20 protein-coding genes are annotated in these 13,841 nt (G+C 30.6%); 18 read left to right on the top strand and 2 right to left on the bottom strand.

The genetic code is table 11. From position 1 onward, the window contains the following. The first annotated feature begins 254 nt into the window (after positions 1-254). The 14 genes from P20495_RS16835 (at position 255) to P20495_RS16885 (ending at position 10,339) form a co-directional block, all read left to right on the top strand. The gene (locus P20495_RS16835; protein WP_008134222.1) at positions 255-473 is read left to right on the top strand and encodes a hypothetical protein; all 219 of its coding nucleotides are present in this window, start codon (positions 255-257) and stop codon (positions 471-473) included. 2 nt (positions 474-475) lie between these two features. Then, positions 476-742 (top strand): hypothetical protein, encoded by a 267-nt coding sequence (locus P20495_RS16840; protein ID WP_033015083.1) that lies wholly within the window; start codon positions 476-478, stop codon positions 740-742. A 2-nt stretch (positions 743-744) separates the two neighbouring features. After that, positions 745-1,068: a hypothetical protein gene (locus tag P20495_RS16845; protein WP_008134220.1), complete on the top strand. Its 324-nt coding sequence runs from the start codon at positions 745-747 to the stop codon at positions 1,066-1,068. A gap of 25 nt (positions 1,069-1,093) precedes the next feature. Next, entirely contained in the window at positions 1,094-1,246 is a 153-nt protein-coding gene (locus P20495_RS22105) for a hypothetical protein (RefSeq protein ID WP_008134219.1), read from the top strand. 12 nt (positions 1,247-1,258) lie between these two features. Continuing rightward, positions 1,259-1,441 (top strand): hypothetical protein, encoded by a 183-nt coding sequence (locus tag P20495_RS16850; protein ID WP_008134218.1) that lies wholly within the window; start codon positions 1,259-1,261, stop codon positions 1,439-1,441. After that, positions 1,425-1,670 (top strand): hypothetical protein, encoded by a 246-nt coding sequence (locus P20495_RS16855; protein WP_008134217.1) that lies wholly within the window; start codon positions 1,425-1,427, stop codon positions 1,668-1,670. Before P20495_RS16850 ends, P20495_RS16855 begins: the two co-directional genes overlap by 17 nt. Positions 1,671-2,043: 373 nt before the next feature. Next, positions 2,044-2,298 (top strand): hypothetical protein, encoded by a 255-nt coding sequence (locus P20495_RS21890; protein WP_138950620.1) that lies wholly within the window; start codon positions 2,044-2,046, stop codon positions 2,296-2,298. Positions 2,299-3,193: 895 nt separating this feature from the next. Then, complete coding sequence (locus P20495_RS16865; protein ID WP_008134211.1) at positions 3,194-5,494, top strand: hypothetical protein; 2,301 nt, start codon at positions 3,194-3,196, stop codon at positions 5,492-5,494. A gap of 976 nt (positions 5,495-6,470) precedes the next feature. Further along, positions 6,471-6,899: a hypothetical protein gene (locus tag P20495_RS16870; RefSeq protein WP_008134207.1), complete on the top strand. Its 429-nt coding sequence runs from the start codon at positions 6,471-6,473 to the stop codon at positions 6,897-6,899. Between the two features lie 165 nt (positions 6,900-7,064). Beyond that, the gene (locus tag P20495_RS16875) at positions 7,065-7,388 is read left to right on the top strand and encodes a hypothetical protein (RefSeq protein WP_008134205.1); all 324 of its coding nucleotides are present in this window, start codon (positions 7,065-7,067) and stop codon (positions 7,386-7,388) included. A 128-nt stretch (positions 7,389-7,516) separates the two neighbouring features. Then, positions 7,517-7,945 carry a thermonuclease family protein gene (locus P20495_RS20130; RefSeq protein ID WP_033015081.1) on the top strand — a complete coding sequence of 143 codons (429 nt, stop codon included), beginning with the start codon at positions 7,517-7,519 and terminating at the stop codon, positions 7,943-7,945. Between the two features lie 105 nt (positions 7,946-8,050). Continuing rightward, a complete protein-coding gene (locus tag P20495_RS16880) occupies positions 8,051-8,980 on the top strand; it encodes an STM4504/CBY_0614 family protein (RefSeq protein ID WP_008134203.1) in 930 nt (309 codons plus the stop codon). Positions 8,981-9,061: 81 nt separating this feature from the next. Further along, the gene (locus P20495_RS21255; RefSeq protein ID WP_008134202.1) at positions 9,062-10,042 is read left to right on the top strand and encodes a hypothetical protein; all 981 of its coding nucleotides are present in this window, start codon (positions 9,062-9,064) and stop codon (positions 10,040-10,042) included. Between the two features lie 99 nt (positions 10,043-10,141). Further along, positions 10,142-10,339 carry a hypothetical protein gene (locus tag P20495_RS16885; RefSeq protein ID WP_008134201.1) on the top strand — a complete coding sequence of 66 codons (198 nt, stop codon included), beginning with the start codon at positions 10,142-10,144 and terminating at the stop codon, positions 10,337-10,339. A 140-nt stretch (positions 10,340-10,479) separates the two neighbouring features. Here P20495_RS16885 and P20495_RS16890 read toward each other — a convergent pair whose 3' ends face one another. Continuing rightward, positions 10,480-11,046, bottom strand: a complete 567-nt coding sequence (locus P20495_RS16890) for a recombinase family protein (protein ID WP_008134200.1) — start codon at positions 11,044-11,046, stop codon at positions 10,480-10,482. Between the two features lie 266 nt (positions 11,047-11,312). On the opposite strand from P20495_RS16890, the gene P20495_RS20120 reads away from it, so the two are divergent. Genes P20495_RS20120 through P20495_RS16895 form a run of 3 tightly spaced genes read left to right on the top strand, consistent with a single transcriptional unit; the run spans position 11,313 to position 12,309 of the window. Continuing rightward, the gene (locus tag P20495_RS20120; RefSeq protein WP_033015079.1) at positions 11,313-11,678 is read left to right on the top strand and encodes a hypothetical protein; all 366 of its coding nucleotides are present in this window, start codon (positions 11,313-11,315) and stop codon (positions 11,676-11,678) included. 29 nt (positions 11,679-11,707) lie between these two features. Continuing rightward, on the top strand, positions 11,708-11,875 hold the full coding sequence (locus P20495_RS22100) for a hypothetical protein (protein WP_008134198.1): 168 nt from the start codon (positions 11,708-11,710) through the stop codon (positions 11,873-11,875). A 56-nt stretch (positions 11,876-11,931) separates the two neighbouring features. After that, positions 11,932-12,309, top strand: coding sequence for a hypothetical protein (locus P20495_RS16895; RefSeq protein ID WP_008134197.1), 378 nt, complete (start codon positions 11,932-11,934; stop codon positions 12,307-12,309). A gap of 117 nt (positions 12,310-12,426) precedes the next feature. On the opposite strand, the gene P20495_RS16900 is transcribed toward P20495_RS16895, so the two are convergent. Next, complete coding sequence (locus P20495_RS16900; RefSeq protein WP_008134194.1) at positions 12,427-13,032, bottom strand: hypothetical protein; 606 nt, start codon at positions 13,030-13,032, stop codon at positions 12,427-12,429. Positions 13,033-13,352: 320 nt separating this feature from the next. Here P20495_RS16900 and P20495_RS16905 point away from each other — a divergent pair, with 320 nt between their 5' ends. Continuing rightward, positions 13,353-13,802, top strand: coding sequence for an isoprenylcysteine carboxylmethyltransferase family protein (locus P20495_RS16905; RefSeq protein WP_008134192.1), 450 nt, complete (start codon positions 13,353-13,355; stop codon positions 13,800-13,802). Positions 13,803-13,841 lie beyond the last annotated feature (39 nt).

Genomic DNA, 13,841 nt, shown 5'->3' with positions numbered 1-13,841 from the left:
CATAGTGGCTTTTCTAGTGTAACTATATTTAAATCTTTTTCTTTTTCTGTTTTCTTCATTTTTATTTTCCTGTTTTTGTGTGAGTGGGAAGAATAATCTTCTTCTTATAACAATATATATAAGACTTTTTTTAGCGTGTTAATGTTCTAACAATTTAGGATTATGTTTTAACAGTAAATAAAAAGTGCATAAATATAATTATAGAAACAGTAAAAACACTGTTAAAGAATGAATAATTAAAAAGGTAAAAAATTATGTTTATTGAAGACGAACAAGCACAAGTATCAACACCAGCAGCAGCAAGCAAAGCAGATAAAAAATATCAAATCAGAATCTCATTAACAGACCGTGAAGATGCAATTTTAAAATCCTACATGGCAGACAATATGATCTCTAATCGTTCGCTATTATTAACCAGTATCATCAAGCGCGAATTGACACAGATTAATAATGACTTGCAGTATGGGTTTTAATCATGATGGATTTATCAAAATTAAAACAAGAAGTTACAGACGGTGTAACAGTGATTTTTAAGGGTGAAACACTGTCAAAATCATTTTTAGAGAAGACTATCAATGCACTAGTTGAACAGATTATTGAATCGTATGATCAAGAAAAATCAAAGGTTTTTGAAAGTATTGTAAATGAGTCTAAGACTATTCAACAGCTTGATGCAGAAGTTTCAGCACTAGAGACAATGATCGCAGAAGAAGACAAACTATTAAACAAAATGGGTGGTTAATAATGACTATTTTTACAGAAAACGGTGAACTATCCGAAGATGTTAAATGTAAATTGCAGGGACTATTTAATAAACTTTGCGAAGAAACTATACCACCAGCAATTAATGAAGATATTCAGAGTATTAAACAAGTTTTTATTAATGAAGATATTGAATCTAGAAAAGAGAAAATCAAAAAGTTGAAGAAAATACTTGATGATAAAATCAAAGCTAGACGAGTATTAAAAACTAAAAATAAAGCTGGTGGTATACCTCATGATCACGAAAAAACAATTTTACCTGAAAGTGTAGATTCAGTTAAAAAAGCACCGTGGTTTAAATTATAAAATAAATTAAAAAGAGTTAGCTAGTATGTGTGAAATTATTAAGGAAAGTAAGGAAGAGATTTTAGAAGTATTAAAATTATATAAAAAAGATTTACAAGCAAAGATTCTTTATTTTGAATCGTTTATAAAGACATTAAATGAAAAAGTTAACGAGCTTGATTCAATTTTAGAACAATAATAGGTAAAAAAGATGACAGATGAAAAATTAAAACAGATTTATGAATTCTTAAAATCAGAGGTTGAGAAAAATAAAGGAAGCTTTTTAAACGATGATGCATTAACCGAAGCAGTTAACAAAATGCAAGACATTAAAAATAAGATTCTAGAAAATAATAAAAAATTAAATAGGTTTGGTTATGGAGCAGAAAAATAAAGGCAAAAAACAGTATATTATGAATAAGGTAGTTACGTATTTTCAACATGGTATGTATTGCAATGATGAAGCAAAAAGAGCTATTAAAGCAATCTTGATAGGTTTGAATACAGTGGTAACAGTTGATCAGGTTTGTGACGAATACGAGAAACAATTCGGGAATGAACAACCTGCTTTCTTTGGTGTGTTTAATCTTACAGACATTATTTTAAACCTAATAGAGGTTTAAAATAATGTATATGAACTGTCAAAATAATAAGATTCGATTCTATACAAAATCGGATACGAACCACGAAAACTTAAACAACCTATACGATCAGTACGTTCAAAGTTATTCAAAACAAGCGACTGTTACATTAATATTAAATCGTTATGGTTTACGTTTTGATCATACTGTGTTGAATATTAAAGTTGATCAACAAACTGCAAAATACTTGATTTTAGAACATTTATTCTATTTTCTTGAAGCACAATTTTCTAAAAAAGGTAAACGATAATGATTGAACGAATTTTAACATTAACCAGCTTTGATGATGTTTTTATAAAAATAATGACAAGTTCATTTGACCGTGAAAAAGCTATTAATAATCTACTGAAAGAGTTTGAATTATGTAAAAAAAGCAGACGGCACTTTTTACACAGCAACGGACGTATTTTCAACTGATTTGTTAGCAATTGATCGTTATCCCCGAGAAGATTTAGCGACAAAAATTAAGGCGTGGATGATCAATTTACATGATAACGTATTGAAATATAAAGAACCGTTACATTATGGTTCATTTTATTATAAGTGGCCTAATGGGGAATTATCAAACCATGCTCCTACTGGTGCGAATATTCCACCAGCGGTAAAATAAAAAACATAAATATTATTGGATTTATATTTTTGCGAATGTAAAAGAATATTAAAAGCCGTTGAATATTTGTGTAGGTGATAATACATAAAATATTCAACGGCTTTTTTTATACGTTTAATTAAATAAAAATATAAACAATACCAACGAATTCAAAAAATAAATTAAGTTGGTTAAAATGGTTGTTTTTGGCCTACTTAACTTATAAAAACAAGCGTTTCACCCCTCTTTTAGCACCAAACGTATTTTAGTTTTTTAGGGTTTTCATAGTAAAAATATACAATTTAATTTTAATGATGATTAACGATAAGCTATGAGGATTCACCCTAAACTGGCTATGCCTCTATTTATATTATTAAAAACGTCATATAGTGCGTTTTAGATGGGTTTATGGGCGTTATTCAATTTTAACTCTGCAACACGACACCTATTTTTGCCGTTTTTTATGCATCAGAATAAAAAATTATCTTTTTTACTGTATAAAAAATATACAATTCTCTATATATTGGGTATATGATGAAAAATCGCCAAAAATAAAACTTATGTTTTTGGGCGTCTGGTGTAAAATTAAGGTTTAAAGCCGTGTTTTTACATTTTCGTATAACTCCCTTGCGCACCGCATTGGTGCGTGATGCGTGTAATATAACCTTATGATTTAATTGATGCTTTTTGATTGTTGTACCACAATAGTGCAATGGTGCACCAACATAGTTCAAAGGTAGTAAAATAGTTACTGTATAATAAATGAGCTTTAAATAAATTATGAGTTAAATCAATATGTTATATAAAATAAACAATAATGGCTGGTGGATTGACCATTATCAACACCACCAGCCACCATTAAACAATATTCTCAAAAATGGAGATTAAAATATAAAATAATATAATAGGTATAAAAATGAAAACATTAATTAAAACTAACGAATACTTTAAACTTAACGCACAAGGTGAGCTAGAAGTGTGTTTTTCAGGCATAAAAAAAGAGCTTACCGCGACCAAACGTAAAAGCTCTCTTCAAAACAAACTTGTTAGTCAAACTAACAATAATATTTATGATGCTAATAACAGCAAGAAAATTGATAGCTGTCAACAGGTAAAGAAAGAAAAACTGCAATTAATTGATGGTGGCGTAGGTGTAGGCAAAACTACATTAATGTTGAAAGAGACTATTAAAACTATGCTTGCTGGTGGTGTTGTAATTTATGGCACTCATTCAATTGATGCACAGGTTGAACGTTCAATCGAATTACAAGAAGAGATTCAAAAGTATATTAATGCAGGTGTTAATAAACTTAAAGTTGCTCATTGTGAAAAAGCGGCTGAAAAAGTTGAAAAATTAAAAGCACTATTAAACCGTGTAAAAATGGTTTCATCAAAAGATCTTGATAAGGGTGTCACAGTTGATTCAATGTTTCAAAATGTTATGTGTGAATTGAAACTACAACCTAACACTGGTGCTTGTGTATTGGTTACTAACGTTGCTGTAAGACTTATTAACTTTGATGCACTATCAAATAACAATGATTTGCTTGTTCTTGATGATGATGTAACACCATTTAGTATGTATAAACCTTTTGATAAACATAACTTAAATGAGGTTGAAATAGTTAAAGCATGTTTCAAAACTGAGGTTGTTAGAGTTGATGATAATGAATCAACTCTAAAAATAAATGGTAAAGCTGACCAATTCGGCGAATTAATTAAAGATATTGAAAGAAAGAACAGCACGAATACCAAGTTTACAGCAGAGATTAAAAAAGTTGCTCACATGATAGATAAAGAAAAGAACAATGATTTATTTTTAAAGATTCTAAAAAATAAACAAGGTTCATACAACGTAGAACAATTTTCTAAATTATCTCAAAATGTTTTTGAACACTTTAAAACTGTTTATGCACTTTCTGAAAATGTGAAAAATGATAACACCGCAGTTTATTCTTGGTTAAAAGAGGGTGTGAAGTATGATTACACCATGCTTACATACGATAGTGAAAAGCGCGGTAAAAAGTTTCTGTATGGTGCAGACGGTAAACCTATGATCAGAATTGCTTCAATAGCTGGTGAAAATAAGTTTACTATTGCTAAAGCTACCAACGATCAACAAGGTTATGTGAAAGTGACTGACTACATAAACAATCTAGGTTCTATTGTTGAGGGTGTTATGTTCAGTAAAAATAACCGTGTTCATGAAACAGCATTTAATAATCTTAAATGTGATTTTGATACTGTTTCTACTATCACACGTAGCCGTAACGATTTAATGCACAATAACGTTATGCTTAACTATGGGTTAAATAAGGTGGATAACTACACTGGTAGCTCTTTAAATAGTTTACATGGTGTATCTATGGATGAACTCGATCAACAGGTAACAATATCTGCACAGGTTCAAAATATTGGTCGCGGTGCATTAAGAACAACTCAAACTAAACCAGTTGTTTTGATTTTCCCTGACAACGAGACAGCACGTGCAAGTATGATTCGTTATGCTAAATCATACCCTGAACTACAGCCGTTCATGGATGAACTATTAAGTAACATTGAAGTTATTAACGATGAACAATTTAAAAATGAAAAGAAAGTATACGAAAACGAGAAAACAAGAAGACGTGTAAATTATTTAAAATCTGTTCACGGTGAAAAAACGGTTCAATCATTCATTGAACAACATGGTGCTTATACTGCTATTGAATATTTTGATAATTTATCTGTAAATGAAAAAGAACTTAAAAAGCAAGTTACTAAAATTGCACAAAAAGCTAAAGATTATAAAGTTAAATCTACTGAGGTTAAACAAGCGGCTGAAAAAATTGGATTGAATGAGTTCATTGAAAAATGTGAAAACCTTAAAGGAAAGGCAATTGCAGAATTGGTTATGAACATTAATAACAATGATGAAACTATTGCTGGTGGTGTTGTTGAGGTTGTTGAAACGGTTCAAGAAACTGTTTCAACAACAGTTGAAAAACGTGAATCAACCTTTGCAAACTTTAAAGCAAAAATGAAACAAAATAAAAATATTGACGAATTCAAAAATAATATTGGTGGTGGTTTAGAACTACCATCTATTGAACATGGTAAAGATAATCAAGAACTTAAAAGTGTAGATTTTATGGATAGTGTTGATAATAGCAAAACTGCTTTTAACTTTGGTGATCAACTTAAATCAACTGCTTTTACTATGAGTTCTATGTATTAATAGGGGAATAATTGAGGAATGAGGAAAGAATAATTTTCCCTAGATTTTTAGTCGGTTCTGTATAAGGGGAACTATCAATTGAACGGCTAAAAATCTAGGGAAAAGTGGAGGGAATAATTGAGGGAATATAATAATAGTTGGTTAAGATCTTTATACATAAACATCTAAAAACTAGTTGAATACAAGCTAACGCAGTTAGCGAAGTTGTAGAGCGATAGCGATACTTATATTTGAATATAACCGTTAACAATCTAGTTTCACTGCGTTCAACGACTACGACCTTTACAGGTCTTGTGTTAATTGGTTCTTTTACTCATTTATGTATAAGGTTAGTTATTAATACACTATCAATTAATATTCCCCTGTTTTAATTAATAGTTGACAACGTTACACCAATAGGTTTATGAGGTTCACTATCAAAAGATGATCTAAAAGCAATGTGCAAGTATATCAACAATCTTATGTATGGTGATCTGTATGATTTAGAAGAATCCCTTAATTTTGATAAAATATTGAAAATTGTAAATTCACAATTTTATACATAGTCTGTAATTACTGAAAAAAACTTACATAAATAATTCTATACAAAACAAAAATCAATTTTTTACTTTCATTTAAATTGGTTGGCCTTATGTTTTTATTAAAAAATCGTAATAAGTAGTCATTCTGTCATCATCAGCAGAATACTTACCTTCAGTTCATACAATGGTATAAGTCATCCATTGCATGAACAAAAAAAACCCTATTCAAGTAATATTGAGTAGGGTTTTTTTGTATTTTGGCTTTCATCTTTTTATTCTTAAAGCTAGGCTGGTTTACCTAAGTCAGTTTCAAACTGAATATCTAAAGAAGCACACTGGATCAACATTAATTCTTAAAATAGCTTGATCATCACTATCTATGTAATCTTTTACGACTATTGCAACTCTCCATTCATCTTGGTAAGCGTGGTGTTCGCCCAACTGTTTATAAAGCTATGGATGAAAAAGAACGTAAATCAAAACAAAGATTAGCTAAAAAGTTTGGTGTAGATGATATTCAAAATATTATTGATAAAATTGGATTAGACGAATTATTAAATAAAATGAATGGTCTACGTAGTGCAAAAGCAGAGAAGATTTTTAATTCTCTTTTGCTAAGTGTCCCCAAACTACCAGAGAGAACATCGGACAATCAATTGGGGACACTTAGTGCTGAGGGTAGTATTGGTGATAAGTGTCACGAATTAACGTTAATAACGGGTATTAGTGACAGTAATAATGAATCAATTGATAACAACAAGATTTATGATGAACTATTAAACCAAGATGCAGCTAATGATCCTGTAATTGAAGAACAGCCAATACAATTAAAGCCAATGCAGAATAATGTAAAAAAAACATTAAGTTTGGATAATGCTTCATAAAGTTGACAGTTAACCGTGAAAAACAGGGGTTACATTGTAAAATACAAGCTAATGCCTTATAAATAAATTTTAGCTTGCATAAGCTTATGTTTTATATTATAGTTACCTCGAAATAAACAAGACTTTCTAATAAGGGGAAGTGATATAAACTATAGGTAACAAAAAATGAAAGATATTAATGTAAGTACAAGCGAATTTAATACAGTTGAAGAATTATTAGCAAAAATTGATAACACTGAAAAAGATGTTTCAATAAAAATAGAAGATGAACTATTCTCTTTAGTGTCATGTTTCAAAACAATAATAACTCCTTACGGGCAGTATGCAGTTGAGCTTAATCCGCTTGATTACACTACCAAATACTTTGAAGTAGCTCATTGGTTGTATACAAAGTTGATTCAAAAAGACTTGGAATCAGTAAGTGTAGAATTTAATAATGCTAATGTACCAGTCATTAGTTTTGACTTAGATACATCTACTTTTATATAGTTTTATTGCTATTTTGTTCTAACTTGTGGGAACAATAAAAAACACAACTAAACATAAAAACCACTGTTTTCTAAACCGTGGTTTTTTTGTGTCTGCTACACTCATACTTTCCATAATCCAGGATTGATATGAAATACACTATTTTAATTTTAACTCTTCTATTCGTACCATTGTCAGTAGCAAAAACTTATGGGGATTTGAACGTATCTGAAATTGTAAGTATCTATGATGGAGACACGTTTCGAGTTAATCTTGATGGTGACATGCCCCGAATCTTTGGTGAAAACATAAGTATTCGTGTAGCTAATATCGACACGCCAGAAATTCGTACTAAGTGTGTTAAAGAGAGAGTCTTAGCTAGAAAAGCAAAACAATTTACAGTTCAAAAATTAAGAGAAGCTAAAGTAATAGTTCTAAAAAGCGTTAAAAGAGGGAAATACTTTAGAATAGTGGCTGACGTATTCTTAGATGGTGTGTCGCTGTCAGACTTACTTTTAGAGCATAATTTAGCTGTAAAGTACGATGGAGGTAAAAAAGTTAAAAATTGGTGTGGATAAGGTAGCTTGAATTTAAAAATTTTTAATTAAAAGCAATTAATTTTCAAGAAACTTATTGTAAGCTATCTAAATTCCTTAATTAATAAAACCATAAAGAGAATTTGAATGGCTATCCATGAAACTTATTCCAAACGACAGGCAAAATTAAATAACGAGCAGCCAGATGTATACTTATACGATAAATTGCCTGAAAAACTTAAAATTCAAATCATCCATATTTGGGAAAATATTTTTATTAATGCTCGCTTGCAATTTACTAAAAATATTAAAACCTTCTATGAGAAAACTCATAAAATATTATGTTCAGATTTGGGAGTTTTTGCATTGCCTTATGTTGAGTATGACTCAGTTGGTAATCCATCAAAAGAATTACTTTACTACTTTACTAAAAGTAAAAGTGTTAATGAAGATTTAACCGTTATTGAAGAAATGTTCAAACTTATCAATAACCCTATAATGCTTAATAATAAGTTAGCTGCTGAAGCTATAAACGATCTAAACATTAGATTTAAAGAAAATTCTGTCGGCTATCAATTTTTAAATAATGAAATTGTTCGAGTCGATTCGGAGATTATACACTCAGAAACAGTTGTACCTGCTTTAAGGTTACTTAATCAAAAAGAGTATGTAAGTGCTGAAAGTGAGTTTTTAAACGCCCATAAAGCATATAGGAATGGCGAAAATGGTACTGCTATTCTTGAGTGCAACAAAGCTTTTGAAAGTGTAATGAAAGTGATTATTCATAAACAAGGTTGGGCTTATGATGAGAAAGGGAAAAGGTCTAAAACTAAAGCAACAGCTAGTTCTTTAATTGAAATCTGTTTTGAAAACAATCTATTTCCTGATTACTTAAAGTCCCAAGTCACAGCGTTAAGAACTTTAATTCAAAGCAGTATACCAACTATAAGAAACAAAAATGGTTCTCATGGGACTGGTTTACAGACTGTAGATATTCCCACTTCATTAGCATCGTTTACGCTTCATATGACTGCTTCAACAATCCTATTTTTAATAGAATCTGAGAAGAGTTTATAGGGGTAAAATTGTTTAAACCGTGTAATTAAGTATGTTAAGATATTCACACTAAAGGACTGCATCTAATATAAAGGACTAATAATGAACAATAAATCATTCTCACTACTTTTAATCGCTATCGGCCTTGCTGGTTGTCAATCTACATCAAGCACTCCCAAATCTGTAGGTAATAAACTTGATAATGGTGTCGTAGACTGTGGATACAACAATATTGATTCTGCTGAATACATTAAAGCACCTGATTATAAAATGAGGTATATTACGAATATTTTTTCATCTGATCCTACCGCACAGTATGAAAAGCAGTTCAATAATCCTAGTTATTTTGCACCACTTGCAACTGAGAAGTTTAAGATAACTTCAACTGAAATTAAAAATAAGTATTATTATAATAACGCAACTGGTAAACCTAATAGTAGATTAAAAACAGACAATGTATTAATTGATGGTAATCGATATGAGTATCAGAATGCATCTGATGTAAAGGTAATCACTGAATCTTGCAAAGTTTATTGGCTAAAAAGAATTCAATACATTGAACAAACGGTTTCAAACGTAAGCTTATCTGATGGTTCGGATTTTGTTGTAAAAAACTACGAAGAAATATTGGGAGCAAATAATTTTAGAAAGTTTAATCCGCCAGAAGCTAAAGTTACATACGATAAATTCACCAAAATAAGTAAGATCGAATCAACATTCGATAACAGCTTGATGTTGCGCACATGGGTCAAAAATAACGTTAAGGATAAGCCAAAGAAAATCCAAATCTATGCTGATGTTCACTTTTTAGATAAGTGGGGTCATTTAAGCAAAGCTTTTACTGAAACTGGTTTAGTAACTGAGATTACAAAAATCGACACCGATATTGATTGTTCTAATTCAAAGCTTTTAGGTGGCTGTAGTTTAACTGAAACCATTGGTATTAGTTTACCTTACTCTTTTTATGAGTCTCATAAGCAGGGTTTTGAAGTTAAAGTACAAGGGACACGCTCTAAAGTGATTAAAGTTAAAGACTATCAGGTGCAACAAATTTTAGATGCAGTAGCTTCATTTGAAAAATAGTGTGAAATATAATTTTAAATAGTAATTCTTGTTGGAAAGCTTGAGTCTGTTCACAGGGTTAAGCTTCTATAATACTTAGAAACAAAAAAGGAATGCACTGTGCCTGTAAAAATAGTAAATAAAAGAAGCTTGAGTGAATGTATTATTTCTGACCATAAAAAGCGACTATCTAGTTTTTTAACCGAATCAGAATTAAACTCTGTAGAGATAAAACTGGTAAATGATGAAGTGTTATTTAATGCAAGTGATGCAATATTAGCGAAAATTACTGCTAAATATGGACAGACTGATGAATAGCTAATAATTATCATTAATAGTAGTATATTGATTATTAAGAATTAATTTAAAAAGGCTGAACAGTAAACTAATACTGTTCAGCCTTTTTTGCATCATACGTATAATGCTGGTAACGCTATGAAAGGAGCGTATACAATTATTTAAATGTTAGATTCTTTGATTATTTTAAAAACTGTGGTTTTACCTAAACCAGTTTCACGTTGAATATCTGCTTTTTTCATACCACTTGCAGCCAGTTCTAAAACTAACTGTTTCTTATCATCGCTGGTGGGTTTACGACCTTTGTAAACACCTTTTTCTTTAGCATGTGCAATACCTTCACGTTGACGTTCTAAAATCATAGTCCTTTCAAAGTCGGCAAACATTGCCAACATATCCATAAATAACTTATCTTGTGCAGATGATGTATCAATATTCTGATCTAGTATTTTAAGCGTTACACCACTTTCAGTTAATTCATGAACAATATTTTGAAAGTCCCTCATGTTACGAGCCAACCGATCAATTTTTGTTATAACTACAGTATCGCCCTCTCTTAGTTGTTCAATCATTTTTTCAAGTTCAGGACGGTTTGTATTTTTACCGCTTAATTTTTCACTGTAGATTCTATCAACACCATGTTCATTTAATTTTTCTAACTGAACACTTAAATCTTGATCTTTTGTAGATACCCGCGCATAACCAAAAATAAATGATTTACCTTTCACAATTTACCTAACCGTTCGTTTAGCTTCTAGAGCCTATACAATAATGGCTCTTTAATTACAAAGCAACCCTAAACGAACGGTTTAAAGATATTTTTCTAATTGTGGAAAAACGTCCGCAAAGTATACCCCAAACGAACATTAATATTTTACATACTGTATTGACAATTCATTAATAGTGTGAGCCAGTTAACAACCATTGTTAATGTATTCACAGCTAAAAAAAGTCTTATATATATTGTATGAGAGAAACAAAAAGAGAATGAATTATGAAGAAAAGGGGAAGACCTAGAATTGATGCAAAATTGAGAAAATCTAAAACAGTTAGTTTCAGAATCAAACCTACAGCAGAAAAGGCAGTTAAACGTTTAATGCAATCGGATAATCTCAATTCTGCTATGAATCAACTTTTAGAAAATATTGAATCGAATATTGTATTTATTAACGATAATGAGAAACAGATTCTTAATGATGGGTTAGGTATCGAAGATGCAGTGTCTTACTACAGCGCGATCATACTTAATGACTTAGAAGAATCTAAAGAAAATATTCAAGAACAATCAAACCAAGCTATTGAAGAATACATAGACGTTGGTTTTGAACGTGAATCTATTAACCATCATGAAGAATGGTAAACAACTATAAAACAAAAGGGTAAACAAAAATGAAAGAAGTAAAACAAAAAACAGTTATGACATTTAAAGATTTTCGCGAGTTCAACAACTCATTGAATAAATTGAAACGAGAAGCAAGAAAGGTAAAAGATTCTGACGAATTGGCAACGATTCATAAACAGATTGATATTTTAACAAAGACACTAAAGAAACGATAAACCAAAATAAAACACTCTCACACACTATAAACAACTATTAATAAAGGTTACATACTATGCTACCAACACTAACTAAGGAGCAATTAAAACTACAACATGATGAACTAACGAAAATACTACAATCGTTCGGAATAATTAAAATTGACCAAGCAATTAATAATGCAATCATTGAGGTTATTGTTCACCACCTCAAAACAGATTTAGTTACGTTCGAATCAAAGTCCATTAATGATTTAGGAACGAAGCAAACACAAGCTGGTGCGATCCGTGGATTAATTTTCCTAGCAATTGAACGGCCAGAGTTCATTTTTAGATTCCATTCAATGTTAACCCTAAAAATAAATCATGCTGAACATTGGTTAAAGTTTCTAGACACTAATCCTAAGATTCCAAGCATTATTAAGCACCGTATAGTAAATTTCCTAAATGCTTAATAATTAATACATTTTCCTATAAAATATAGCTGCATCATACCATCATAGCCCCCGTATTATGCAGTTATATTTAATGCAAACATTTAATACAATATTGAATAATAATCTATTAATTGTTCAACATTCACCGTTCCAGTCATCAAGATCATATATCGGTGTATATTCTCCGCTTTCAAAATCAAAGTCATTCATACCACCAGCACCATTATTAATAGCACCCACATTAAATAAATCATATAGTTCATTTCTTGTATCTGAACTATCAATTTTCAATTTATCAATAATTCTAGTTACTTTTTCGCGCTGGTTATCATACGTTGATATGAGTTCTAAATGATTTGGATTGCAACACTGAGTGTTACTACATTTATGATTGACTTGTAAGTTATTGTTATTTAGTGTTTTTGTTATGTTTTTTATAGAGTACATAACACGGTGCATATAAAATTGATAATGATTGTTTTGCGGTCTATTCTTCAATACTTTATTGTTGGCTTTATAGAACCTGTAAAGCGATATTGTTTGATATTTTGTATTTTGAGCTTTTATAGGGGTCATACACTTACCATACTTTCTTATAAAGCTTGCGCTATGTTTTGCATCATTTCTTTTATCTACTTTCAGCATACTATAAAGATGTTCGACTAGGTTTAAATCTTGCCTGACTTTGGCGGGTATATTTCTATAAGCTTTTGAATTATCGATATTGATTTTCTTACACATTAAAATAAATTAAGTTGTTGATAATGAATATATTTATAGAATTAAAACTACAGTCTTGAAAATTATACTTTTATAATTACTACGATCGTAGTTCCAGACATAATCTCATTCCTTATCATTTTATTATTCGTTTATGGTTAAAGTATAACCTTTAAGCGCTTTTGATAAAGCTGACAATTGTAACTTAATTTGTATACTTTACTTAAGCCAAGCTTTGAGCGTGTTCATCATTTATACACTTTAGATATTGTTTAATAGTTGTCTAATAGTTGTCTAATCTCCATATAATAAACATACTTTAGCCAATACAGTGAGTTGCCATGTTAAATAATAAAATACCTCCCGTTATTGTTGTGCTGTTTTTTGCAGGCATAATGGCGCTTATTGCGCATTACAGTGTTATTGATTTCACCGCCTTTATTACCTACTTAGCAGCAAGTTTGGTCATTATTGGGTGTGTTTTTTGTATTGCAGGGGTGGCGAGCTTTAAAATAGCAAACACCACAGTAAACCCAAATAAACCTGAGCAAGCGTCAAAACTTATTACGAGCGGCATTTATAAAATTTCACGTAACCCAATGTATGTGGGTTTTGCATTTATTTTAGCAGGGTGGGGTATTTGGTTAAGTTCCTTGTGGGCGCTATTGTGTGTTGTTGGGTTTATTGCCTATTTAACGCTTTTTCAAATAATACCCGAGGAGCGTGCGCTCACTAAATTATTTGGCGAAGAGTTTAGCGCCTATAAAGCGCGCGTAAAACGCTGGTTGTAATTAATACCATTGACTTAAAAACCTGACAAACAAAAAAGG

The sequence above is a fragment of the Pseudoalteromonas sp. BSi20495 genome, assembly GCF_000241185.1.
GTDB classification, from domain to species: Bacteria; Pseudomonadota; Gammaproteobacteria; order Enterobacterales; family Alteromonadaceae; genus Pseudoalteromonas; species Pseudoalteromonas fuliginea.
This window is presented reverse-complemented; position numbering and strand designations above follow the sequence as displayed.